The sequence below is a fragment of the Actinomyces sp. ICM39 genome (assembly GCF_000282935.1).
Lineage (GTDB): Bacteria > Actinomycetota > Actinomycetes > Actinomycetales > Actinomycetaceae > Pauljensenia > Pauljensenia odontolytica_B.
In genome coordinates this window covers 1-25,360 of record NZ_ALCB01000114.1, presented here as the reverse complement: position 1 = coordinate 25,360, position 25,360 = coordinate 1, and the positions used below count along the sequence as shown (strand labels likewise).

Here is a 25,360-nt window from a genome sequence, read left to right as displayed (position 1 = left end):
TCGCGGGTCCACGCCGGGCCTGCGGCGTCACAGGGCCTCCCCCGCGCAGTCAGCGGGCGGAGTCTGCGAGTGCGAGAGGAATCGCCTCTGCGATGTCCGCGGCCTGGATGGGCGCGAATCCACCGGCAGCCTCGGCGGCGACCTGAGCAGCGCGCCCATGGAGGGCGACGGCAGCGGACAGGCGCGCGGGGGTAACGGCCTGCGCTTTGCCGTCCGGACCGGGCACTGTCTCCGCGTCCGCAAGCGGTCGCGCGAGGATGCCGGCGAGGAATCCCGCGAGCACGTCCCCGTTTCCCGCGACGCCCGCCCAGGAGGTCGTCACCTGGCCCACAGTCGGCATGTAAGAGCGCACGAGACGACCCTGCGGCAGCGTGTCTACGTCGGGCCACGCCTCCGCGGCGTTGAGCGCACGTTGGAAGGCCTCCTGCACCTCCGTGTCCACGTATTCGAAGGAGTACACGATCGTGACGGGCCCTTTGAGAATCACGTGACAGCCGGTCGCCTCGTGGAGCGCGCGGGCGTAGCGCAGAGGAGAAGCAGCAACCTCGGTCCGCGTCACCGGAGTGCCGAGGCGTCCCAGGAGTCGCGCGGCCTCGCCGTAGTGAGGGGTAAGGACGGTGGCGTCGGGCTTGATGGAACTCGCCAGCTCGGGGACGAGGTCGAGTGCCCACGCGTCGATGACGAGGGGCATGCCCGATTGCCCACAGAATTGCGCGAGCTCGAGCGCGTCCTCGCGGCGCTCCTCGTCGAGGCCGGGGCCGATGAGGGCGGACTGGATGCGCCCGCCGACGGTGACGACGCCGGGTTGGTCGGCGAGCACGAGGTCCTGGACGCGCCTCGTGGAGTTCAGGCGCACCATGCCCACGCCCGCGGCCAGTGCGCCGCGCGTCGCGAGGAGGCCCGCGCCCGGGTAGGTGTCGGATCCGGCGACGAGCCCGACGACACCGCGGGCGTACTTGTCGTCGGAGAAAGCGGGGACGGGGACGACTTCGTGGGCGGAGAAGGCCTCGTCGACGACGTAGAGGTCGTCCGCGCCGATCACCCCGTCATCGCCCTGGGTGCGGCCCATCCCGTTGCTATCCCAGTCCATCGTCACGAGGCTGATGTCCCCGGTGAACTCAACGGCGGGGGGCAGGACCTGCGCACGCTTGTAGGTGCCGACGGCAAGCGTGTGGGTGGCGCGCAGGATCGGACCCGTGATCGCGCCGTCGTCGTCGGTCAGGCCCGAGGGGACGTCGATCGCGATGACGGGGCGCGGTTTGATGGCGGAGAGCCTGTTGAGGACCTCCACGGATTCCGCGAGCACACCCGTGAGCGGGCCATGGGCGCCGGTGCCCACGATGCCGTCGATCCAGGCGTGCGCGAGGAACACTTCGGACCACGCGGGCGTGTTCTCAATGGAGCGCAACGACTGGCCGTCCAGGTCGACGATGCGCACGCCCGCTTCCTGGGCGGCGGCGAGGGCGCGGCGATGGCAGCGCTTCTTCAGGAGGTAGGCGGTCGCCCCGATTCCTCCGCGCGCGAGGATCGCGCAGGCGTAGAGGGCGTCCCCGCCGTTGTCTCCGCCTCCAACGAAGGCGGTGACTCGGCTAGCGATCCAGTCGACCCCGTCATCGTCGCCGCTTTCCTCAGCATCCGCGTTGGGATCGGTGTCCTCGCCGTTCCAGCTCACGGGCAGGTCTGCGTAGCGCACGACCGCGGCCGCGACCTCGCCCGCGACATCGAGCATGTAGCGGTCCGGATCGCCCTCGGACACCGCCTGGTCAACGCACTTTTTCTCCAGTTCCCGCGCGTCGGCGAAGGACAGGGCAGCTCCATCAATCGTGAACATGGGCCATATTGTGTCACAGCGCGCACTCCCCGGGCGGGCACTTGCGCGACGACGGCGCCGTCGCGCTGGTCAGGCGACGTCGAGTGTCTTGGCGACTCCCGCCAGGACCGCGCCCACGATAACGAGGGCGACGCCGATGATGGTCCAGCGCAGTTCCTTGCGCGAGCGCGTCTCATGAAGCCACAGAATGCCCAGCGGCGTGGAAATCAGGATTCCCAGCTGCGAGAGGGTGAAGCCGGTGCCCGCGCCCAGCTTGTTGGAGTTGAGCTGGAGCAGCAGGATGGCGGTGCCCCACAGGACGCCGTTGAAGATCGAGGGGATCATGCGGCGGTGGCGCAGCGAGTCCTCGGGGTCGACGCCTCCGCGACCCTGGATCGCGAAGAAGATCGCGCAGTAGACGGTGTAGCCAACCGCCTGGGGCAGGAGGAACTCGGCGGGCTGAATCTCAAAGAACTTGATGATGAGCGGGAAGGCGACGAGGCCCAGCGTGGAGGTGGTCAGCAGGACGGCGCCGCGCTTCCAGTCGAGGGAAGCAGCGTCGGAGCCGGACTCGGAGCGCGACAGGAACCAGATGCCGACAATGAGGACGGCGATGGCGGCGAGGCCGTAGGGCAGCGCGCCGCCGTGGAGCCACTCACCGAAGATCGCGATGCCCGCCAGGGACATGAGGACCAGCTGGCCGCCGGTGGACAGGGGCATCGTGCGGCTCATGCCCAGGACGGAGTAAGAACGCAGCTGATCGCACACGCCGACACCCAGGAGCAGGCCGGTCAGGAAAGACACACCCAGGTTCAGCGGCGTCCACGCGGGGTGCAGGAAGGGGGTGGCGACGGCGGCCATGAGCAGGCCGCCGAGGACGGCGCCCATGACTCGCTGGCGGTCTGATCCGCCGGTCTTTCCCATCAGCGTCGTGGCGACGCCGAAGAAGACAGAGGGCAGGATTCCGATAAGGATCATGGACAGGGTCATGTGCGCACCTCCTGGGGTGGTCGCGGCCGTCGTTTCACGAGGCCGGGGCTGACTTGCATTGTTGGGCGCGGCGCGCGCGGCGCCACCCTTTCCACGCTAGTCACCCCCTCCCCCACCCTCGCGCGCCCGATCGCCGTTTTGGCTAGTGTTTCACAGCGTTTTCGTGAACGCATTCACGCTTGACGGACCATTCGATGACGCAGCACACCTGGGCGCTTTTCTATCTGACGGGGCGTCATAAACACAGCACGGGCCTCGTCCCGGATGAGGAACGAGGCCCGTGAGCGTTCACGGGGTACCAGCCCCGCGCGGGTGGATCACTCCACCGTCACGGACTTGGCGAGGTTGCGAGGCTGGTCGACGTCGAGGCCCTTCACGGCGGCGAGCTCGCAGGCGAAAATCTGCAGCGGCACGACGGTCAGGAGCGGCGCGTACAGGGTCGGCACGGCGGGCACGCGGAAGACGACCTCGGCGAACTCGTCGACCGAGGAGTCCCCCTCCTCCGCGATGATGATCGTGCGGGCGCCGCGGGCGCGGACCTCGGCGATGTTGGCCAGGACCTTGCCGTGCAGCTCGGGGCGGCGCGGGGTGGGCACGATGACGATGACCGGCTGACCCTCGTCCACGAGCGCGATCGGGCCGTGCTTAAGCTCGCCGGCGGCGAAGCCCTCGGCGTGGATGTAGCAGATTTCCTTGAGCTTGAGCGCGCCTTCGAGGGCGACGGGGAAGCCGACGTGGCGGCCCAAGTAGATCACCGAGGTCGCATCCTGCATCGTGCGGGCGAACTGACGCACGCTCTCACCATTGTCGAGGACGCGGGAGATCGCGGCGGGGATGGCCGCGAGCTTGTCCATGTAGTCGGCGATCTCGTCGGCGTACTTGTTGCCGCGCACCTGCGCCAGGTACAGGCCCAGGATGTAGCAGGCGGTGACCTGCGCGGTGAACGCCTTGGTGGAGGCGACCGCGATCTCGGGGCCCGCGTGCGTGAGGATCACGGCGTCGGACTCGCGCGAGATCGTCGAACCGGGCGTGTTGACGATGGCGACGACCTTCGCGCCCTGCTCGCGGGCGTGACGGATCGCCTGGATCGTATCCATGGTCTCGCCGCTCTGGGAGATGGCGACGACCAGGGTCTTCTCGCCGACGACCGGGTCGCGGTAGCGGAACTCGCTGGAGAGCTCGACCTCGACAGGGATGCGGCACCAGTGCTCGATCGCGTAGCGGGCGACCTGTCCGGCGTAGGACGCGGTGCCGCAGCCGATCATGATGACCTTGTCGACGGAGCGCAGGACGTGTTCGGGGATGCGTACCTCGTCCAGGGCCAGGTGGCCGTGGGAGTCGATGCGGTCCGCCAGCGTGGCACCCACGGCGTCGGGCTGCTCGTGGATCTCCTTCTCCATGAAGGTCGGCCAGCCGTTCTTGGTGGCGCGGTCGGAGGAGAAGTCGACCTCGTACGCCTCGCGCTCGACGGGGTTACCCGCGGGGTCGATGACGGTCACGCCGGTCGCGGAGACGACCACGACCTCGTCCTGGTCGACCTCAACGGCGCGGTTCGTGTGCTCGACGAAGGCCAGGACGTCGGAGCCCAGGAAGTTTTCCCCGTCCCCCAGGCCGATGACCAGCGGGGAGGAGCGTCGGGCCGCGACGATGACGTTCGGAGACTCGGTGCTCAGCACCAGCAGGGTGAAGGTGCCGTGGAGCTGGGCGGTGACGGCGCGCATGGCGACGACCAGTCGGCGCGCCACCTCCTCGTCTGCTCCGGTCAGTCCGGCGACCGCTCCCTGGTACGAGGCCGCCTCCGCCTGGTCGTAAGCGCGGGCCAGCAGGTGGACGACCACCTCGGTATCGGTCTCGGAGGCGAAGGTATCGCCGTCGGCGATGAGGGCGGCGCGCAGGGCATCCGCGTTTTCGATGATGCCGTTATGGACGAGGGAGAAACGCCCATCCGGACTGGAATGAGGGTGAGCGTTCGCGACCGTGGGACGGCCGTGGGTCGCCCAGCGGGTGTGTCCGATGCCCGCAAAGGCATCGGCCGGGGGCTGCGCGTCGAGCTCTTCGGAGAGGTTGACGAGCTTACCGAGCGCGCGGCGCACGTCCAGGTGATCCGGGGACGCCAGGGCGATACCCGCCGAGTCGTAGCCGCGATATTCGAGGCGCGCCAGGCCGCCGAGGACAACCTCGCGACTACGCTGGGACGCCTTGCATGCAATATGTCCAACAATTCCGCACATAGCACCCATTGCAACACACCGACCCCCCTGCTAGTCAGTAACGTGTGTCGCTTCACGTGGTGATCTAAGTGCGCACGACCACAAACAAGTGGGGCACAATGGGAGCGTGAGCATCACCGAGAGCCCCTCGCCCATCCCATCCCCGGCCTCGCCGACCGTCTCGCCTGACGAGCAAAACCCGGCCGCCGCGCGCAACGCCCCCAATCCCTACGCGCGCTTCGATCGCTCCGAGTGGGACCGCCTCGCCGATCGCACTCCCCTGCCGCTCACTCAGGAGGACATCGACCGCATCGCCTCACTCGGCGACCCCATCGACATGACCGAGGTCGACACGATCTACCGGCCCCTGAGCGCACTGCTGCAGCTCTACATCGACGGGCGCCGCCGCACCGCCGCCGAGCGCCATGCCTTCCTCGGAGAGCCCGAAGGCCACTCAACCCCCTTCGTGATCGGCATCGCCGGCTCGGTCGCCGTCGGCAAGTCGACGGTCGCGCGCCTCCTCCAGCTGCTGCTCTCCCGCTGGGACTCCACCCCGCGCGTGGACCTGGTAACCACCGACGGCTTCCTCTACCCGAACCGGATCCTGCAGGAACGCTCCCTCATCGCCCGCAAGGGATTCCCGGAGTCCTACGACCGCTCGGCCCTCATCTCGTTCCTCGCCTCGGTGAAGGCCGGCAACCCGCACGCGAAGGCCCCCGTGTATTCGCACGTCACGTACGACATCGTGCCCGACACCTACATCGACGTGGATCGCCCCGACATCCTCATCGTCGAGGGCCTCAACGTGCTCCAGCCTCCCCGCTCGGCGCCCGGATCCATCTCGGTGGCCGTCTCGGACTACTTCGATTTTTCTATCTACGTCGACGCCGACGAGAAGCTCATCGAGCAGTGGTACGTCGATCGTTTCCTCAAGCTGCGCGCGACCGCATTCTCCCGCGAAGACTCCTACTTCAAGACCTACGCATCCCTCACCGACGACGAGGCCGCCTCGACCGCCCACGTCGTCTGGAACGCGATCAACCTGCCGAACCTGCGCGAGAACATCCGCCCCACCCGCGAGCGCGCGACCCTCATCTTCACGAAGGGCCCCGACCACCGCGTCGAATCGCTGTCGATCCGCAAGGACTGATCCCATCCACACACAAACGAGGCCGCAGCCGGAAAACCCGGCCACGGCCTCGTCTCATGTGGAGCTAACGGTTAGCCGATCCACGCGCCCGAGGGCGTGAAGTGATACCACGACCAACCGATGAGTTCCCAACCGGTGGCCATGGAGCCGTTCGAGCGCAGGTAGAACCAGACGGGTCCTTCCTGGTACCAGCCGGTGGTCATCGCGCCATTGGCACCCAGGTGGTACCAAGTGCCACCGAGGAGCTGCCAGCCGGTGACCATGGAACCGGAGGGCGACAGGTAGTACCAGGCGCCGCCGTCCTTGACCCAACCGGTGCGCATGACGCCGGAGGAGGACAGGTAGAACCAGGTCCCGTCGATCTGGGTCCAGCCGGTCGCCATCTGGCCGGTCGCGGGTGCGAGGTAGTACCAGGAGCCGCGGTCCATGATCCAGCCGTACTGCTGGGCGCCGCTGGAGCCGTGGTAGTACCAGTGTCCACCGTCGTAGACCCAGCCCATCTTCAGGTAGCCGCTCGCGTCGAAGCGGTAGGTCTGCCCGTCGATGACGAGGGTCTCGTTGGCCGCGTAGGTGCCGTCAGAGTAGCTGTACCACCAGCCGAAGTAGCCGGACTTCCACTGGCCGGTACGAGGCTGGGGCGCGGGATCCGGGGTCGGAGCCGGGGTCGGGTCCACGGTGGGCTGTGGCGCCGGGGTGGGATCGACGGTCGGCTCGGGAGCCGGGGTCGGGTCCGGAGTGGGCTGCGGATCGGGCGTCGGCTGCGGGTCCGGCGTGGGGGTGGGGTTCTCGATCGTCACCCAGTACAGGAAGCGCGAGTCGCCGCCACCAACAGCGTGGAGCACGACCTGCGAGGTCTCGCCCTCACCCAGCTCGACTTCCTGCGTCGTCTTGTCGGCCGGGTTGACGAGCATCAGGTGCGCATTCGCAGCCGGCTTCTTGACGGTCAGGGTGATGTCCTGCGCGGTCTCAGCCAGCGAGCCGTTGTCGGTGCGCGGGTCGAGGAGGTAGGACGGGTAGCGGGTCTGGCCGGTCAGGGCGTTGACAACCATGAAGCCCTTGGGGGCCGTCGTGGAGTCACCGAAGATTTCGGCGGACTTGGCGGTCTCCAGGCCGCCCAGCTGCTCGAAGTAGCCGACGACGACGTCGCCGGGCATTCCGTCATTGACAGAGCCGACGTTGGTCACCGACATGTCAACCAGGCCGACGGCCTCGTTGGCGGCCTTGGCCTCGTCGCCGGAGGCGAAGTCACCGTACTTGTAGCCGCTCAGCGAGGGGGCAGTGCCGCGAGCCGCGTACTGGCCGGGCTTGTAGGCGACAAACGTGGAGTTCATGGCCTTCGTGTAGTTACCGATGTAGGTGACGTTGCCGAAGATGTTGGAGAACTCGTAGAACGAACGCGTCGGCGCGCCATCGTGGTCGATGATCGAGGAGCGGTCGTAGCCGTTGTACTCCATGCGGAACAGGCCGAACCACTTCTGGCCGGTCGCCAGGCCCAGGGAGGGAACGATCGACTTCTCGGAGGCGGACACGTTGGCGTCCCAGTTGTAGTCCAGGTACTGGCCGTACAGGATCGGACTGGAGCCGTCACCGGTGAGGCCCTTAAGGCCGTATTCGCGCTGCTTCTTCCAGGTGTTGGTGTTCAGCAGGTCCATGACGACCCTGCTCGGAGCCGGGCCGCCGTTGGCGCCCCAGTAGTACTTGTCCCAGCTGAGCAGGTCGGGCTTGGCGTTCTCGACGTAGTAGCTCAGGTTCGCGTCGCGGTACCAGGAGGGGTCGTCCCAGGAGTTGGCGTGGACGACGGCGCCGGGGATGTTCTGCTTGGACCAGGAGAACCAGTTCTTGAAGCACTCCGACTCGACGCGGTTGAATCCGCCCTCATCGCCGTACTGAATGTCGACCAGCGTGGACGCGTAGGGCTTCATGTAATCGTTCATGAAGTCGCGAGGTTCGCCCGCGTTGCACATGCTGTTCTTGCCGGTGGGGGCCTTGGCGAGGGCCCACGGCGCTCCCTTGCCCAGGGACTCCATCATGGGGGTGTTGAACATGGGCAGGTCGTAGAACATGGGGAACGCGCCGCCCGTGAGGTCGCGCTCGTTGGCGTCGAAGCCGCCGCGGCCGTAGCCCTCGGAGGGAACCCACGCGGGCATCATGACGCCGTACTGCAGCGCGAGGGCCTGGGCGCGGTTGACACCCCACTTGCCGTCTCCGGGGTTGAAGCCGGAGTAGCGCTCGTACATGGAGTTGTCGACAGCAGGAGCCACGGGGGTCTCGCCGGCGGGCAGGCCCCACACCTCGACGTCGTTGAAGGTCACGGCGGTGGCGATGTTCTGCGGGGTCTGGGGCTCGGTCTCGTCGTTCATCCAGATACGGATGTTCTTGGCGAGGTGGTAGCTGTTGAAGTCCCAGTACCACAGGCCGCGCGCGTCGCGCGTGAGCGAGCCGTGGGTGACGATGGTCTTCCATTCGCCGCCGTCGGCTTCCTGGACCGCGATGGCCACGGAGTTACCGCCGTGCCATCCCTGCACGCCGGCGGGCAGTGTCGGGGTGCCCCATCCGTTGACGCGGTGCACGTAGCGGGCCTCGCCCAGGTGCAGCTCGATGCCGGTGACACTGCTCGACCACTCGTTCGCGCGAACGAGCGGATCGGAGGTCCACGTCGTCGTGGGATCGAGGTCGGTCAGGGCCGCGTTGTCGGCCTCGGTGCCGCCGTTGGCGGTGGCCGTCACGGGGACCATGACGTTGCCGCGGAAGTCGGTGTCCACCTTGGTGATGTTGACGACGTAGGTGGCTTCCTTGCCGTCCTTGCTCACCGTGGCCGTGATGACGTTCAGGCCGGTGGTGAGGTCGAGGTTAGACACGCGTCCGTCGGCATCCGGGGTCGCACCATTGATGGTGACGGTGGCGCCTTCGACCGCGCGAATGCGGGCCGAGACGGTCTTAGCGTGGTAGTAACCGGTGGCCTTGTAGGTGTGCGTGCCGGGGGCGAAGTCAACGGGCTTGCCGGGCTCGCCGTAGGGCAGCTGGTCGATGACGAAGTCAACGACGAGGTCGGAGGCACCCGATCCCTGCTCGGGGGCGTCGGGGTGCGGAACGACGGGGCGCACTGCTTCGTGGTTACCGCCGGTGTCCTCGTTGCCGTAGGAGGTGATGGCGTTACCGTCGGCGTCGCAGGGCAGGAGCTTGATGTCGGACAGCGCCATGTCCTTCTTGCCGGGGGCGAGGGAGCGCAGGCCGGTCAGAGCGAAGACTCGCTTCGTGGTCGCCGGGAAGGTGACGTACTGTTCCTTGTTTCCGAACTGGAGGTCGCTTCCGTGCTTGACCTCGGTGCCACCTTCCCACTTCCCCGCTGCGACGTTTGTCTTCCAGTCGGCGAAGGAGGCTTCTGCGGCCGGGTTGCCGGGATCCTCATCGAAGGCAAAGACGCGGTATTCGCCGGGGAACTGGTCGTTGCCCAGGGTCGAATCGTAGGTGGGGCGCGGGGTCAGGCCGAGTCCGCACACCTGGGTACCGGGGGTGGGGTTCTGGACGGCGAGGGCGTGCGGGTATTCATCGAGGCCGCCCTTCCACTTGGTGGTCCAGAACGTCTTGGTCGCGTCGGTACGGGTCGTGTCGTCGTCGACGAGGGCTGCGATCGTGCCGTTGGGTGCGCTTTCACCGACCTTTTCTTCGGAGGTCGCCCACAGGACGGTCGGGTGATACGGGGTTTCGGTGGCGGCGACGGCCGCGGCTGGTGCGAGGCCAAGCATGGTGGCCGCAAGAATCGGGGCTCCGAGTGCACCGATGATGGGTCTAGTCCCCATGAGTTTAACTCCTTCGTCAGTATGGGGGTGGTGACTGGGATCGGCCGTTAGACGACCGAAAATCCACAATACCTAACACGTGTTAGTTTTTTGAGAAGGGACCTCCTTGCAGGTAGAAGAGATCCCCGCGGGTGCGAGAAGCACCCGCGGGGAGAAGGATCAGAACTTCAGGCCGCCATCTTCGATGCCACGGAAGAAGAACTTCTGACTGAAGGCAAAGACCAGGACAACGGGGATCATCGCCACGACGGCGCCCGCCAGCACGAGCTGGTAGGTCACACCCTGAGGCGAGTTCTGGATGGCCGTCAGCGTCAGCATCAGCGTCTGCTTGTTCGGGTCGGGCAGCATGAGCAGCGGGAAGATGAAGTCAGACCAGGCGCCAATGAAGGACGTCAGGCCGACGACGGTCAGCGTGCCGCGCACCTGGGGCAGGAAGATCGACCAGAAGCGGCGCAGCTCGCCCGCGCCGTCAATGAGGGCCGCGTCCTCGATCTCGTCGGGGATGCCCATGAACGCGGCACGCATCATGAGGATCTGGAACGGGCCGATCATGGCGACCATCCACACGCCGGGGAGCGTGTTGTACAGGTCCAGCTGCACCATCATCTTAAACAGCGAGAGCATGATCGACTCGAAGGGGAAGATCATGGCGGACAGGACCACGAAGTACATGATGTTGCGGCCGGTCCACCCGCGCCTCGACAGCATGTAGCCACCAATGCACGACAGGATGACGTTCGAGGAGACAGTCAGGGCCGCAAGAATCGCGGAGTTCTTGATGGATAGCAGGATGTTGGTCCGCTCGAAGAGGACGTAGAAGGAGTCGAGCGACCACTGCTGCGGCAGCATGGTCGCGCCCTGACCGAAGACGGATTCGCCGGGTGCCTTGAAGGCCGCCATAAGGGGCAGCACGAGGGGGCCGACCAGGATGAGGGCGACGACGACGAGGAGGGCGTAGCGGGCGACGAGGGCGCCACCGCGCATCTGACGCGAGGCAACGTTGCGCCCCTGGCGCTCGAGTCGGCGTTCCTTGCGCCACTCGGCGAAGCGCTCACCGAAGGTCGCGGTGCTCGAAGTTGCGGTGCTCATGAGTCTTCAGCCTTCCTCTGCAGGCTCTGCGAAGCGATGATGAAGCCGAACGTGATGAGGAACAGGCACACCGAGGCGGCATCGCCCTGTCCCAGCGATCCGAAGGTCGGGTCGACGATTCGGTCTCGGATGTACATCGTGAGTGTCTTCGTGGGCGAGGCGGATCCACCCAGCAGGTAGACCTCGGTGAAGATCTTGAGGCAGCCAATCGTCGTCAGGGTGGCGACGAGGAACATCATGACCTTGACGCCCGGAACGGTGACGGTCAGGAAGCGCCGGATCGGGCCGGCTCCGTCAAGCTCGGCGGCCTCGTACAGCGACTTGTCGACGTTCGCGAGGGCCGACAAGTACAGGATCATGTAGTAGGGCAGGCCCTGCCACAGGGTGATGATCATGGCGCAGAAGAGGATTAGCCACTGATTCGACAGGAATGGAATCGGGTCGAGGCCCCACGATGCCAGCATGTTGTTGATGGGGCCGCGCTGGTCCAGGAGGTAGCGCCAGGCCAGGGAGATGACGACCAACGAGGAGATGGCCGGCAGGTAGTAGAGGGCGCGGAAGAAGCCGATGCCTGGCACGTGCGACTTGACGAGGAGAGCCAACAGCAGCGGCAGGAGCACCATGAGCGGGACGACGCAGACCGCGTAGATGAGGGAGTTCGTCAGCGACTGCCAGAACTCGGGATCCGACAGCACCGCGGTGTAGTTGTCGATGCCAACGAAGCGACCGATGCGCCCCATCGGCTTGGTCTTCGTGAACGACACGTAGACGGTCGTGATGAAGGGGTAGATGTAGAAGGAGATGACCGCGAGGACCGGGAGGGTCACCCACAGCCAGGGAACCCAGCCCGGGCGGAATCGGGCGGCGCCATTGAGGGAGCGCGCCTGTGCGCTCTTACGTATCGGCATACCAAAGTCCTTTTTCAGGGGTGCGCGGGGTCGTGAGCCGGCGGCCCGACGCTGGGCGAGGAATGCGTCGGGGGCCGAGGCCTAGCCTCGGCCCCCGAGCGTTCAATCAGTCTCCGAGAGCCTTGAGCTTCTCGTTCATCTGATCCTGAGCGGTCTTGAGGGCGGTCTTGGGATCGACCTCACCGCGGATGGCCTTGTTGACGTTCTCAATGAGGGCGTCCTTCACGGCGCCGGTCGCGTAGAAGACGTCGGTGTAGGCCTCGGCGTCCTTGGCGGCCTTAGCGGCCTCCTCGTAGGCGGCCTTGAAGACCGGGTCGTCGGCGATCTCCGGCGGGTTGGCGACGAGCTTGTCGAGGGCGTCGGTGGCAGCCGGGAAGATGATGGCGCCGCCGTCGTGCGTCCAGGCGTACTCGTTCTCAGCGTTGGTGATCCACTCGGCGAACTTCATGGCCAGGGGGGCGTTCTGCGTGGTGACGGAGACGCCGATGTACTGGCCTTCGAAGACGGGCTTGATGCCGGGGTTGGTCGGGAACGGGCCGACGCCGGTGTTCTGGTAGACCGTCTCGTTGTTCTTCTTGACGGACTTGAGGAACGAAGCGTTGGGCGTGCCGAAGGCGAGGTTGCCGTCGGTGTAGGCCTTGCCCGGGTCGGGCTCGCCGGTCAGGGAGTCCTTCGGGATGGCGCCGGAGGCGTAGAGCTCGGAGAGCTTGGTGACGTAGTTAATCGCGGCCTCGTTGTCGGCGAAGTCGAAGGCGGTCTTGTCGGCGTTGAGCAGGTTGACGCCCATGCCGTGCAGCTGAGCGATCATGTACCACTCGGGCGAGCCGTAGATGCCGTAGTCTCCCTGTCCGTCGGCGCCGACCTTGGCGGCATCCTCGAACAGCTCATCCATGGTCTTGGGCGGCATGTTCTCGTCGAGACCAGCGCGCTTGAAGACTTCCTTGTTGTAGGTGGTGATGTAGGGGCCGAAGTACCAGGGCAGAGCCGTGTGGTGGTCGTTCGCACCCAGGGCGGTGGAGTCCCAGATGGACTTCACGAACTTGTCGCCGATGCCGGGGGCCTTGACGTCGTAGTCCATGAGGAGGTTGGACTTGGACAGGGCGAGGATGGTGGAAGAGGGAACGTTGATGACGTCCGCCATCTTGCAGTTCGAGGCCTGAGCGGTCACGGTCTGGTCGAACTCGGCGCCGCCGCCCTGGTCGGTCCAGTTGATCTTGACACCGGGGTTGGCGTCCTCGAATTCCTTGATCTTGGCCTTGAAGAAGTCGCCGAAGTCATTCTGCAGACCCTGGGTCTGGAACGTGATCTCGCCTTCGACCTTCGAGGTGTCGATCTTCGAATCGTCAAGGTTGCCCGCGGGGATGTCGCACGCGACATCGGGCTCGGGAATGGAACCGGTAGCGGCCGAACCACCGCTGGAGCTGGTGGTAGAGCCCGAGCCGCCATCGTTACAGGCAGCCAGGCCGAGGGTGCTGAACATGGCGAGGGCAACAACGCCTGCGGCCATCTTCTTCTTCAACATGCGAAACCTCCGTTGGTCCGTTTTTGTTGGTCGATCGATGGGATCGAGTCACTAACTATCTCGTGTTAGTTGATGTCTGAATCATAGCGGCCTGTTGCGCAGCTCGCATCATTTGCCAGCAACTTTGCGCATCGTTATCAAGCCGCAACATAACAGGTTGGGGCTTAATCACCCCCAACCTGGGCAATTACGAATGTCATGTCCGTATCGCGCATCATGCCAGCGAACTCGGGACGAGAGTCAGGCCCGCACGAACGTGTGCCGATTCCGTCCTGGAAGGCGTCCAACCACAGGAACGTACGCTCGCTATCAGGCAGGTCCTCCCAGTGCGAGGCCTCGGCCAATTCACGCTCGCTCCACGGCGACACGCTCCACCCCAGTGGCGAGGTGGGGAGGATGAGGAACTCCCCAACCTCGCCTCGCAGGGAGAGGGCCTCCAGGTCGAGTCGCTGGCCGCCCTCCTGGGGACGCACGCACACGTCCCACAGCTTCGAGACCTCGGCATGCCCGCACCCACGAGCGCCGGGCACACGCATGTCGGAGTATCCAATGAGGGTGTCGCCGAGCCACGAGGCTTCCCACTGCGAGCCGGGCATCTCGATGCGCACGCCGAGGCGCGGGACACGCTCGGGCCAGGCCCCGTAGGGGGCGACACGAGCCGAGATTGAGAGCGCGGAGATGTCACCCACGCGTACCGGGCGGTACTCCCACGTGAGTGTCGCGCCGAATTGCGCGGCGGGCGGCGACCAGCGCTCGACGACGCGCTGGCACTGCTCGTCCCCCTCGATGGATACGAGGCGTCGACGCAGCAGGTGCAGACGGGCCTGTTCCCAGCGGGCCGCGTGCGAAGTACCGTGCTCGCCGCGCCCGACCCCGAGGGGACCGAGGTCGTCCTCGTCAATCCCCCAGTAGTCGACGGGGCCGCGCCCGCGGTCATTATCGGTGGGCGCGCGGAAGACGCTCAGCTCGACGGACACGGGCAGGTCACCGACCCGCACCAGGCGCCCGCGCGAGTCGAGCGCGTAGGGACGGTCGACCTCGTCGATGGGACGCACGGGTTCGACGGGGGCCGAGGTGAGGGACCGCAGGCGGGCATCGTCGCGTCCACTGCCCGCACGTTCCAGGGCCTGAGCAAGGGCTGGCGCATCGGGGGCCATCGCCTGAACCCACGCCCAGGTGCCTGCGTAGGGTCGAGACAGCGCGTCGACGAGGCCGTCGCACACGAAGCTGCCGTCGTGGACCTCCTCGCCGAAGTCGCCGCCATAGGACAGGGCTCGTCGCCCGTCGGGCAGGGTGCGCCACAGGGCATGGTCACGCCATTCCCACACGAATCCGCCAGCGTGTCGGGGGTGACTCATCTGTGCGGCGTAGCCGGAGGCGTTTCCGGGGCCTGTTCCCATCGCGTGCAAGTATTCGCACATGAGGTAGGGGGCGCGGCGGATACGCTCGCGCGCGGCGTCGTCAACCCGCGCGGCGACATGCGTGGGGACGGCAACCTCGGCATGGGGATCGCTCTCGTCGAGGACGGCGGCGACTTCCTCCAGGGTCGGGTACATGCGCGAGTAGATGTCCGTGTATTCGAGGGCATGGTCGCCCTCGTAGTGGACGATCGCCCGGGAACCCGTGCGCTCATGGACCCAGCGCGCACAGGCGACCAGGTTCGCACCGGTGCCGGACTCGTTCCCCAGGCTCCAGCTCATGATCGAGGGATGGTTCTTGTCGCGCTCGAAGGCGCGGACCGTGCGATCCATGTAGGCATCGGCCCAGCGCGGGTCGTCGGAGGGATTATCGATCCACTCCCCCACACCCTCGAACCCATGCGTTTCGATGTCACCTTCGAGCATGACCCACAGGCCAATCTCGTCGGCCAGGTCGAGCACGCGGGGGTGGGGCGGGTAGTGAGAGGTGCGGATCGCGTTGATTCCCATGGACTTCATGAGGGCCAGGTCCTCGCGCACCCACTGCGCATCAAAGACGCGCCCCTCGTCGGCGCGCACCTCGTGACGATTAACGCCGTTGAGGGTCAGGGGCTCGCCGTTGGCCATGAGGACGCCGCCTTCGATGGACACGCGACGGAAGCCGATGCGCAGGCACCGCTCCCCCGCGTCGAGGCCTTCCGAGCCCTGGACGCTGACGCGCGCCTCGTAGAGGGCTGGGTCCTGCGCACTCCACGGGCGCACGCTGCCCACTTCGATGCGGCCGCTGCGGTAGCGACCGTCCTCGCCGCGTTCGAGCGAGCAGGCGAACGACCAGAGGCCGTCGATGCTGAGATGCCCGGACAGATGAGCTTCCTGGGCACCGCGCACCCGGGCTTCGATGGTCACATAACCCACCCCGGCCTCGTAGTCGGTGTCGATCCACAGGTCTTCGATGGCGCCGGGAGCGAGGCGGCGCAGGCTCACCGAGCGGAAGATGCCAGGCAGCCACCACTGGTCCTGATCCTCGAGGTAGGAGCCGGGGCTGAACTGGTGCACGCGCACGGTGATCGCATTGACGCCGGGGTGCACGGCCTCGGTCACGTCGAACTCGTGGGCGAGGCGCGAACCGCGCGCCATACCGATCCACGTGCCGTTCACCCACACGGTGGCCTGACTTTCAACGCCGTCAAAACGCAGACGAATGTGGCCACCCTGCCAGTCAGCGGGGAGCTCGAAGGTGCGACGGTAGTCGCCGACCGGGTTATCGTCGGGCGGGAACGGCGGGTCGACCGGGAAGGGGAAGTCGACGTTGGTGTAGGCGGGGCGCCCCCAGGCGCCATCGCCGCGCAGGACCCAGTGGCTAGGCACGTCGATCTCGGACGCGTCACCGGCGGGAGCGGGCTCATCCCAGGGCTGCTCGACGTTGACGAAGGGGGCGGGGTCGGTGCGGTGATAGGCGAAGCTCCACATGCCATCGAGGCTGAGAACCCCACAGTCGTCAGCGAGGTGCGCGCGCGGAGGCACAAGCGCGCCCGCGCCGGGAGCATAGGAAGGTAGTATCGATATCACGTCTCTGTGCCTTTCGGATGTCATCATCGAAACTCCGATCGTCAGAGATAAGACTAACACGTTATAGTTGTTGTGTTTCAACGAAACGCAACCGAGGATTGGGAGCCGCAGCATGGAGCGCGCAACCCGGGCCGACGTCGCCCGCGCAGCAGGCGTCGCACCGTCGACCGTCTCGCTCGTCCTCAACGGACGAGGCCGCGACGTGAAGATCGCGCCCGCCACCATCGACCGCGTCAAGCAGGCCGCACGCGAACTCAACTACATCCCCAACGCAGCCGCCCGGTCGCTGCGCCGCGGCAAGTCCCACCTCATCGCTCTCCTCATGGCCGAGCTCCCGGACGACCCCTTCGTGCCCGTCGTCCACACGGTCCTCACGACCGCGATGATCGATATCCAGCGCCACGGCTACCTGCTCCTCCCCCTCTTCCAGTCCGGCGACGGCGCTTCAGATGCCGAGGTCATCCGCGGAGTCCTGGGCGACACCCAGCTGGCGGGCATCATCCGCGAGACCACGTCGGCCGAGGCCTTCACCTCGCGCCTGCTCGCCAATCTCGGCATCCCCGTCGTCGCCATGTCGATGATCGAGGCCAACCCGACCGGCTCGGAATCCTCCCTCATTCGCATCGACGAGGGGGCCGGCGTGCGCGACGTTCTCTCCGACTGCGCACTCGTGGATCCGGCAACCGGCACGGGTCAGGGGCGTGCCGTCTTCTTGGCGGGACCAAACACTAATCACGCGCGCCAGAACCCAATCGCGAGCGCGTTCGGCACGAAGTTCACCCTCTACTCGCTACCCGACTGGGAGCCCACCACTGCCTACCAGGCCGCGCTGCGCCTCCTCGACGAGGACCCGTCGATCTCACTGATCGCCCTGGCCGACGACTCGCAGGCCCCCGGCGTCTTCCAGGCCGCCGCAGACCTGGATCTGTCCGTGCCCGACGACCTGTCGATCCTCGGCTTCGGCAACCAAGACCACCGGAGCGCCTCCGCGCTCGGCCTCACGACCGTCGAATGGCCCCTCAAAGACATGACCGAGGCCGCCGTCGCCTCGATCATCAACGTCATCGAGGGGCGCTCCCCCATGACCGATGTTCACCCCAGCGCATCCATCGACGAGGAGGCCACGGACGGCACCCCGATCGCGACGATCCCGACGCGCCCGGTGTGGCGTTCGTCGGTCGCCAGGCGCGCGTAGGACGACACTCGATAGAACGCAGGGAGGGGCGGATGCCAGTTGGCATCCGCCCCTCCCGCTTGCATGCACCTCGCGCAGGGCGCCTCCCGCACGCTCACAAAATGCGGGAGTGACGCCCAGCGACGACGCCGTTACTCACCGAGGCCGCAGGCCCGGTAGATGTTGGTCAGCATGGCCAGGCGCTGCTCGAGGGACGCATCCTTGGGGACGCAGACCTTCGCGCCGAGGTACTTGGCTCCGCCCTCGACGGCGGCCTGTGCGCAGCGGGCGATCTCGGCCTCGTCCATGAGCGAGGTCGGTTCGTCGGCCTGCGCGGGCAGGTGGCCGTCGATCCAGGAGTAGCCGTACTGGGTTTCCTCCGGGCCTGCGCCCGAGAAGATGATGCCGTCCAGGACGCCGCGCTTACCGGCCTCGAGCACATGCTCATAAGCGGTGTCCGCGCTGCGGCCCTCCACGGCGGAGCGACCCCAGTTGAGGTGAATCCCGATGCCGGCCTCGGAGACGACGTCAATCTCGGATTCGAGGGAGAGGAAGCCCTTTTCGGGGTTCTGCTCGGGGATGTACTTGTCGCAGTGCTCGATGACGAGCGTGGCCCCGCACCAGTCCCAGGTGGCCACCTCGGCGAGCGAACGCTTGAAGGCGTCCACCTGCGCCAGGCGCGTGGGAGCCGAGTGCAGCTGCACGCGGGCGACCAGCTGACGACCCGCCCGCTCACACAGGGCGGCAAGGTCGTCACGCAGCGCGCGGGTGAAGTCGAGAGCGGCGGCGCGTCCGGCCTCGTCGGGCGAGGCCAGGCCGAACTTCTCGTTCTTCCATACGTTCTGCATGGTGCCGGGGATCGCGGTGATCGTATTGAAGTCCCAGTGAGCCGCCAGGTGGCTGGCCAGGACCTCACCCTGGGTGGCGAGCTGCCCCGGGTAGGGCATCTCAACGCCGCTCACCCACGGCTGATCTGCGAGGAGTCGGTAGTAGTCAGCTTCCAGCTCCGGTGCCGGATGCGACGCGTACGCGCCGATAACGAACGGAAGTGTCATGGTGATCATCCTTCTTTGATGATTTCGTCGTTTCCATCTTCAGGACGAACATACTCCGGTCCCACCATCTTCTGCAGCAGACGCGGGATGTTTGCGCCGATGGAGACCATGACGATCGCGGCGAATCCGAAGGACAGAATCGCGAGGGCCATACCGAGGCCGAGCTGATCGGCGATGGCAGCACCCAAGACGGGGCCGACCGCGCCGCCGAGGGCGCCGACGTTGTAGCAGAAGCCGAGGCCGGCAGCGCGCTTGTCGACCGGGAAGTAGGAGGACACCCACTTGGGCAGCAGACCCGAAACACCTTGGCCGAACATCTGCTGGAAGAAGAGCAGACCCGCAACGAGAGCAACATACTTCCCATCCTGCGTGAACAGCGGGAAGACGATGATCTGCGACAGCAGCAGGGAGATGACGTACCAGCGACGCATGCCGAACTTGTCGCCCGCGAATCCGGCGATGATGTAGCCAGCGGCGTTGCCGAGGCCGGCGAAAGACACGACGTTCGCGACGACCTTCTGATCCATACCAACACCGTGCAGGTAGGTCGGCAGAAGGCCCTGGATCGGCCAGGTGTACATGAAGGAAGCGAAGATGGTCAGCATGATCGCGATGCCGATGATCCAGCGATTCGAGTCGAACTGGATGATCAGGTAGATGAAGACGATCGCGCACACGACACCGATCAGGCTGACCGCAACAATGCCACCCACCTGCTGAGTGAAGATCAGCATCAAACCAACGAAGGCGATGACAACGACTACGTAGTTGAGGATCTTACGCTGCCCACCGAAGAGGACGGCGAGCATATCGTTCTTCTCCCCATCGCCCTTCTCTTTGGCCTCGCTCCAGTCCGCGGCCTCGGGCAGGGTGCGCCGCATGTAGATGGCGACGACGATCGGGACGATGCCCGTGAGGAAGAGGGCTCGCCAGCCCCAACCGGGGTGAACCGAATCGACCCAGGTCACGAAGTACTTGTCGACCTGAGCAGCGGCGATAACGCCGAAGGCGTAGCCGGAGAGCAGGAAGCCCGAGGCCTTGTTGCGCATGTGCTTGGGCCACGACTCGATGACGTAGGCTGCAGATGCCGAGTACTCACCGGCCATCGCGAAGCCGATGATGAGGCGCAGAATGAACAGAATCCAGAAGTTCGGTGCGAGAGCGCAGGCAATGGAGCCGAAGGCGAACATGAAGATCGACAGCACCATTGCGGGTTTACGGCCGTAGCGGTCACCGATAGCTCCGAGCACGAGGCCACCGATCCAGCGGCTGATGAAGGCGGCCGAAATCAGGGATGCGCTCTGGACCAGCGTCAGACTGAACGCCTCCTTGATCGCGGGGAGCGCGAAGGAGATCAGAACGAAGTCGTAGCCGTCCAGCAGCACGCCGATCCATGCGGCGAAGAAGGCCTTGCGATCTTCTTTGGTCAGGTATTGATACCAGGGCTTTTTCGGAAGCGCCTGTGCGGGGGACGTACTCATGATGAGTGCCTTCCTGAAATTTCATCGTCGAATAACGAGGGGCTTTGAGTCCAGATGTCTAACTAGCAAGTTGTCAGACAACTTGCGGTAATGTTAGCTCTCTCTCATTCTAGAGTCAAGATGAAATTTCGGCTCATTCTGCATATTGCCAACGAAAGATCGCAGTGCTAATCTGTCTGACAACTTCAGCATTGTGACTGATCACACGCTCAGCTTCGCAATGATGCGAGGCGAAATTAGCAACTAACAGAAAGGTGTCAAGCATGAGCATCGACGCAGGTCACACGGGAATCTCCTGGACCTTACAGTTCCGAGCACGCATCGATGGAGCACTGATCGAGCTCCACAGCACGGATGGCACAGGCTGGAGACTGTTCATCCGCTCCAGCGCCCTCTTCCTTGAGGGATCAACAAACGCGATGTCCTTCGCCCTGGACATGGAAGACACCGCTTCCGTCACGGATGGAACCTGGCATTCTCTCGCGATCACGGCCACCAGCGCGGGCTCCAAGATCTTCCTCGACGGCTACCAGTGCTTCTCCACGACCGCAGACCTCTCCCCCGCTGCCAGCGGCCCCGAGGCTACTCTCGAACTCACGCCGGGAGCCGGTATCGACATTCGATCCTTCACAGAGCATGACGCCGTTCTCTCCCCCGCAGAGATCCTCGCGCTCTCGCCCGCCCCCACCCCACTCATCGAGTTCGCTGCCGCTCACCTGTCGGATTACGACGTCGCCGAACTCTCTGAGCTCACCGCGGGCACGATCTTCGCCCGCTACCGCGTCCGCGGACCGGGCCAGCACGGCACGATCCTCGCGGCGGGCGGTGGCGGCACCGAGCAGCTCAACCTGTCCGTGACGGAAGAAGGCATCGAGTACAAGGTCCTCGGGCGACGGGGCGAGTGGCGTACGTTTACGGCCCACGGGCACTGGGACCAGGGACACTGGCACGACGTCGTCGTTCGCGTCGGGCACGGCGCAGTACAGATCTACGTGGACGGCTACCTTGAGGCTCACCTGCCCGGACAGGCATTCTTCGCAGCCGTCGATTCCCTCGACGAGGTCGTCATCGGTCAGGACACCTCGGGCTCGCGCCTCTTTGGCGAGGTCCGCAACGCAGCACTCTACTCGTCGGTCCTCAACGATTCGCAGATCAAGAAGCTCTCCTCGATCGCTCCGGTCGACACGCAATGCCTGTTCGATGCCGGGTTTCACGACTCGATCAGCTACCGCATCCCCTCACTGATCACCCTGGAATCCGGAGTGGTCGTGGCGGGCGCCGACCAGCGCGAGACCATCGCAAATGACTCGCCCAACTCGATCAACTTCACGGTCCGCCGCTCGTTCGACGGAGGACACACGTGGGGTGACCTCCAGACGGTCCTCACCTACCCCGGGCACGGGGCAAAGGGAGCGTCCGTCATCGACTCGTGTGTCGTGCAGGACCGCCGCAACGGACGTCTCGTCATCCTCATCGACCACTTCCCGGGCGGCATCGGACAGCCGAACGCCGAGGCCGGCCTCGGCGTCGATGAGAAGGGCCGCTACATCCTGCACGATGCCAACGGCGCCACCTACACGTGGAACGAGGATGGCAGCGTCACGGACGCCAACGGCAACGCCGCTCCGTTCACGATCTCTGAGCGCGGCGACGTCACCGTCACCGAGGACGGGCACGAATCGCCCGGCGGAAACGTATTCCTCGCCGATGGCGTGGATCCCCACCAGACTCTGCTGACGGCCCGCACCTGCTTCCTGCAGATGATCTACTCCGACGACGACGGCGAGACCTGGTCCGGCCCCTTCAACCTCAATCAGGACGTGAAGGAAGAATGGATGTCCTTCTGCGGGACCTCCCCGGGCACGGGCGTTCAGCTGCGCAGCGGACGCCTCGTCATCCCGATCTACTACAACGGGGACCACAAGCGTCACTTCTCAGCGTCCGTCGTGTACTCCGATGACGGCGGTGCGACGTGGAAGCGCGGCAAATCTCCCAACGACGGGCGAATCTTTGAGGGTCGCGAGATCGACTCGCGCACGCTCGACACCGAAGCAGCCGCGACGCACGAGGCCACGCTCATCGAGCGCGCCGACGGTTCGCTCCTGATGCTCATGCGCAACCAGCATCCCAGCGGCAAGGTGGCAGCGACCGTCAGCACCGACGGAGGCGAGACCTGGAGCGACGTATTCTTCGCCGAGGAGATCACCGAAATCTTCTGCCAGCCGAACGCGGTTCCCTGGCCGACGGAGGATTGCCCCGAGCGCGTGGTGTTCGCGAACGCCTCGCAGATGCGTCCCTACCGCGGACGCGGCGTTCTGCGCCTGTCCGAGGACGGTGGCCGCACCTGGATCGCATCGCGCACGTTCAATCCCGCCCACTACGTCTACCAGTGCATGACGATCCTCCCCGATGGCACACTGGGCTTGCTGTGGGAGCGCGAGATGCAGGGCCTGTACTTCAGCCGCATCCCACTTGAGTGGATCGAGGCCGCCAAGATCTGACGACTCGTCGTACACCAGCACGAGGCCGCCTGCCGCACACTCCACACAGGAGGGCGACAGGCGGCCTCGTCCGTTGACCACGCATACGCAGAGGGCGGGCACCGGCCGGTACCCGCCCTCTGCGTATGTCTCTCAGACGCTCACAGCGCCAGGTTCTCCTTGACGACGTCCGCCAGCGAAGCGGCGACGGAATCGGCCTCTTCCTGCGTGGCGGCCTCGACCATGACGCGCACGAGCGGCTCCGTGCCCGAGGGACGCAGGAGCACACGGCCGGTATCGCCCAGGCGAGCCTCGGAGGCTGCCACGGCATCGGCGACGGCCTCGTTCGTCGCGGCGGCCGCGCGGTCCACGCCACCCACGTTGATGAGGGTCTGCGGCAGCCTCTGAATGAAGGACGTGAGGTCGGCCAGCGAACGGCCGGACTCCTTGACCATGCGCGAAATCAGAAGTGAGGACAGGATCCCGTCGCCGGTGGTCGCGTGGTCGCGGGCGATGATGTGGCCGGACTGCTCGCCACCGAGCGAGTAGCCGGACGCCAGCATCTCCTCAAGCACGTAGCGGTCGCCCACGCCGGTCTGCACAGTCTTGATGCCGGCCTCGCGCATGGCGATCAGCAGGCCCAGGTTGCTCATGACGGTCACGACGAGGGTGTCCTTGGCGAGAGTGCCGCGCTGCTGCGCGTTGACGGCCAGAGAGCCCATGATCTTGTCACCATCGATGAGGTTACCCTCGTGGTCGACGGCGAGGCAGCGATCCGCGTCTCCGTCATAAGCGACGCCGAAGTCGCAGCCGGCCTCAACGACGGCGGCCTGCAGGGACTCGGGGTGCGTGGAACCCGCGTTCAGGTTGATGTTGCGCCCATCCGGGGACGCGTTGATGACGGTGATATCCGCACCAAGCTCCCGGAACACGGCCGGACCCAGCTCGGAAGCCGCGCCATTCGCGCAGTCGATCGCGATCTTCATGCCGCGCAGATCGGTGCCGATTGCCTCGACGAGGTGCGCAATGTAGGAGTCCTTCGCCCACGCGTGGTCGGCGTTGATCTCGCCGACGGCGTCGCCGGTGGGACGATCCCACTCGGTGTTGACAAGCGCCTCGATCTGGTCCTCCACAGAGTCGGCCAGCTTGTAGCCGCCGTGCGCAAAAAACTTGATGCCGTTGTCGGGCATCGGGTTGTGCGACGCGGAAATCATGACGCCGAGGTCAACGGTGTCCTCGGTGGCCGTCAAATGCGCGACCGTGGGGGTGGTGACGACGCCGATGCGGGTCACATCCATGCCGGCGCTCGCCAGGCCCGCCGCAAGAGCGTGGTCGAGGAACTCGCCCGAAATACGGGTGTCGCGGCCGATGATCGCGCGGGGCTTAGAGCCGTCCGCACGCAGGGAGCCGCCGAACTGGCGGGCTGCCGCCTCGCCGAGCTGCAGCGCGAGGTCCGCAGTGATGTCAACGTTCGCCAGTCCTCGCACGCCGTCCGTGCCGAACATCCTGGGCATAGTCTCTCCGTTCAGTGGGTCATACGACTGCACTAAGCCTACCGCGCCCGCGCCTTCTCCTTGGCACGAGGCCGGGGCACGGACAGCGGAGACGCTCACATCGCGGGTCATAGGACTCTACGTGTTGCTGGTAGCGTGACTTTTCGGTGCCGACGGCGAGGCCGCCGCACGCAACGAGGGTCGGGATCCTTCGGGGTCCCGCCTCTGTCGTCTCCGAGGAGCCATGGGGGCGCCGGGACACCTGCGAGCTGTCAGGCCCTCTTCTGGTTCTGTGAACGCATCCTGCGCACGTTGGCCTGATGACCCGCACGCGGGCCCGATGACATGCACCTGGGCACCGCCGCCCAGGCGCATGTCTAGGGGTTTGCGTGCGTATCAAAGGGTTAACGCGCATGTTCAGGGGTTCGCGTGCGAGCAGCGCGCCGAGATTGACACCGAATCCGCCAAAGTGCAGACCCATTGCCTCAAATTGACCGATTTTCGGCTGTTTTCACCCAATGGGTCTGCAGTTTGGCGAGCACACCGATTCACGTCACAACCTCATCGCCACCAAACGGGGGGAATTGCACTACATGAGGCTCCGACACGCCGATGACACGGGCCCAGAAGGCTTCGTGTAGTGCAAAACCCCCACCACTGGCATCGAGATCGGCAGAGGTTCGGAAGGTTCAACCTCATCGGGAGGATTCAACCCGATCAGAAGGGGTTGAATCTTCCCGATCGGGTGTAGGTCTCGCCGTAACAAGGACTTTCATGAATGTGGAGGAGGCATGCCTGCCTGACTGAGCGACCGGTGGGCAGCCAGCGTTACAAACGTCGTCAAACCGAAGCAATTTGAACCCCCTTGCGAGTGCTCATGTTACAAACGTCGGCAATCTGCGTCCAAAAACCTTGATTTTCGGCGAAAAAGCCATCGGATTGACGACGTTTGTAACAACGGATCAGAAATCCACACGAAAAACACCTCCGATTGACGACGTTTGTAACAACACGCATCGGGGCATCCCCAAATCTCAGCACGACGAAGCAGACCACGTTAGAAGGACCGGAGGGCGCGGCTGGGGTGCCCATGGGCGGCGGCAGGGCCTGGCCAGACAACGAGCCGACGCGCCGAACCATACGCAAGCACACTAGGCCCCACTGGTGTGGAGGGCGCCGGAGGGATCTGCCGCGGTGCCGGTGGGCGGTGG

At 65.5% G+C, this 25,360-nt stretch carries 14 protein-coding genes; 3 read left to right on the top strand and 11 right to left on the bottom strand.

From position 1 onward, the window contains the following. Positions 1 to 49: 49 nt before the first annotated feature. From HMPREF1137_RS07585 to glmS, 3 genes are all read right to left on the bottom strand, one after another. The gene (locus HMPREF1137_RS07585) at positions 50 to 1,831 is read right to left on the bottom strand and encodes a bifunctional ADP-dependent NAD(P)H-hydrate dehydratase/NAD(P)H-hydrate epimerase (protein ID WP_009053922.1); all 1,782 of its coding nucleotides are present in this window, start codon (positions 1,829 to 1,831) and stop codon (positions 50 to 52) included. Positions 1,832 to 1,900: 69 nt separating this feature from the next. After that, complete coding sequence (locus HMPREF1137_RS07580; protein WP_009053861.1) at positions 1,901 to 2,800, bottom strand: GRP family sugar transporter; 900 nt, start codon at positions 2,798 to 2,800, stop codon at positions 1,901 to 1,903. A 317-nt stretch (positions 2,801 to 3,117) separates the two neighbouring features. Next, a complete protein-coding gene (gene glmS, locus HMPREF1137_RS07575) occupies positions 3,118 to 5,031 on the bottom strand; it encodes a glutamine--fructose-6-phosphate transaminase (isomerizing) (RefSeq protein WP_009053858.1) in 1,914 nt (637 codons plus the stop codon). Positions 5,032 to 5,119: 88 nt separating this feature from the next. Between glmS and coaA the strand changes: the two genes are divergently transcribed. Next, on the top strand, positions 5,120 to 6,160 hold the full coding sequence (gene coaA / locus HMPREF1137_RS07570) for a type I pantothenate kinase (protein WP_034497351.1): 1,041 nt from the start codon (positions 5,120 to 5,122) through the stop codon (positions 6,158 to 6,160). Between the two features lie 71 nt (positions 6,161 to 6,231). On the opposite strand, the gene HMPREF1137_RS07565 is transcribed toward coaA, so the two are convergent. The 5 genes from HMPREF1137_RS07565 to HMPREF1137_RS07545 all read right to left on the bottom strand — a co-directional run bounded on the left by HMPREF1137_RS07565 (position 6,232) and on the right by HMPREF1137_RS07545 (position 16,490). Beyond that, positions 6,232 to 9,960, bottom strand: a complete 3,729-nt coding sequence (locus HMPREF1137_RS07565; protein ID WP_009053866.1) for a cadherin-like beta sandwich domain-containing protein — start codon at positions 9,958 to 9,960, stop codon at positions 6,232 to 6,234. Between the two features lie 159 nt (positions 9,961 to 10,119). Then, positions 10,120 to 11,049 carry a carbohydrate ABC transporter permease gene (locus HMPREF1137_RS07560; RefSeq protein WP_009053898.1) on the bottom strand — a complete coding sequence of 310 codons (930 nt, stop codon included), beginning with the start codon at positions 11,047 to 11,049 and terminating at the stop codon, positions 10,120 to 10,122. Beyond that, the gene (locus HMPREF1137_RS07555) at positions 11,046 to 11,957 is read right to left on the bottom strand and encodes a carbohydrate ABC transporter permease (protein ID WP_009053917.1); all 912 of its coding nucleotides are present in this window, start codon (positions 11,955 to 11,957) and stop codon (positions 11,046 to 11,048) included. Before HMPREF1137_RS07555 ends, HMPREF1137_RS07560 begins: the two co-directional genes overlap by 4 nt. Positions 11,958 to 12,063: 106 nt before the next feature. Further along, on the bottom strand, positions 12,064 to 13,479 hold the full coding sequence (locus HMPREF1137_RS07550) for an extracellular solute-binding protein (protein WP_009053920.1): 1,416 nt from the start codon (positions 13,477 to 13,479) through the stop codon (positions 12,064 to 12,066). 164 nt (positions 13,480 to 13,643) lie between these two features. Next, positions 13,644 to 16,490, bottom strand: coding sequence for a glycoside hydrolase family 2 TIM barrel-domain containing protein (locus HMPREF1137_RS07545; protein WP_499091886.1), 2,847 nt, complete (start codon positions 16,488 to 16,490; stop codon positions 13,644 to 13,646). Positions 16,491 to 16,578: 88 nt separating this feature from the next. Between HMPREF1137_RS07545 and HMPREF1137_RS07540 the strand changes: the two genes are divergently transcribed. After that, positions 16,579 to 17,661 (top strand): LacI family DNA-binding transcriptional regulator, encoded by a 1,083-nt coding sequence (locus HMPREF1137_RS07540; RefSeq protein WP_009053860.1) that lies wholly within the window; start codon positions 16,579 to 16,581, stop codon positions 17,659 to 17,661. A 131-nt stretch (positions 17,662 to 17,792) separates the two neighbouring features. Here HMPREF1137_RS07540 and HMPREF1137_RS07535 read toward each other — a convergent pair whose 3' ends face one another. Together HMPREF1137_RS07535 and HMPREF1137_RS07530 are read right to left on the bottom strand one after the other, a co-directional pair. Continuing rightward, the gene (locus HMPREF1137_RS07535) at positions 17,793 to 18,695 is read right to left on the bottom strand and encodes a DUF4862 family protein (RefSeq protein WP_009053864.1); all 903 of its coding nucleotides are present in this window, start codon (positions 18,693 to 18,695) and stop codon (positions 17,793 to 17,795) included. 5 nt (positions 18,696 to 18,700) lie between these two features. Next, positions 18,701 to 20,176, bottom strand: a complete 1,476-nt coding sequence (locus tag HMPREF1137_RS07530) for an MFS transporter (protein WP_009053873.1) — start codon at positions 20,174 to 20,176, stop codon at positions 18,701 to 18,703. A 263-nt stretch (positions 20,177 to 20,439) separates the two neighbouring features. Here HMPREF1137_RS07530 and HMPREF1137_RS07525 point away from each other — a divergent pair, with 263 nt between their 5' ends. Further along, positions 20,440 to 22,677 carry a sialidase family protein gene (locus HMPREF1137_RS07525; protein ID WP_009053868.1) on the top strand — a complete coding sequence of 746 codons (2,238 nt, stop codon included), beginning with the start codon at positions 20,440 to 20,442 and terminating at the stop codon, positions 22,675 to 22,677. 140 nt (positions 22,678 to 22,817) lie between these two features. On the opposite strand, the gene glmM is transcribed toward HMPREF1137_RS07525, so the two are convergent. Further along, complete coding sequence (glmM, locus tag HMPREF1137_RS07520; RefSeq protein ID WP_009053911.1) at positions 22,818 to 24,170, bottom strand: phosphoglucosamine mutase; 1,353 nt, start codon at positions 24,168 to 24,170, stop codon at positions 22,818 to 22,820. Between the last annotated feature and the right edge of the window lie 1,190 nt (positions 24,171 to 25,360).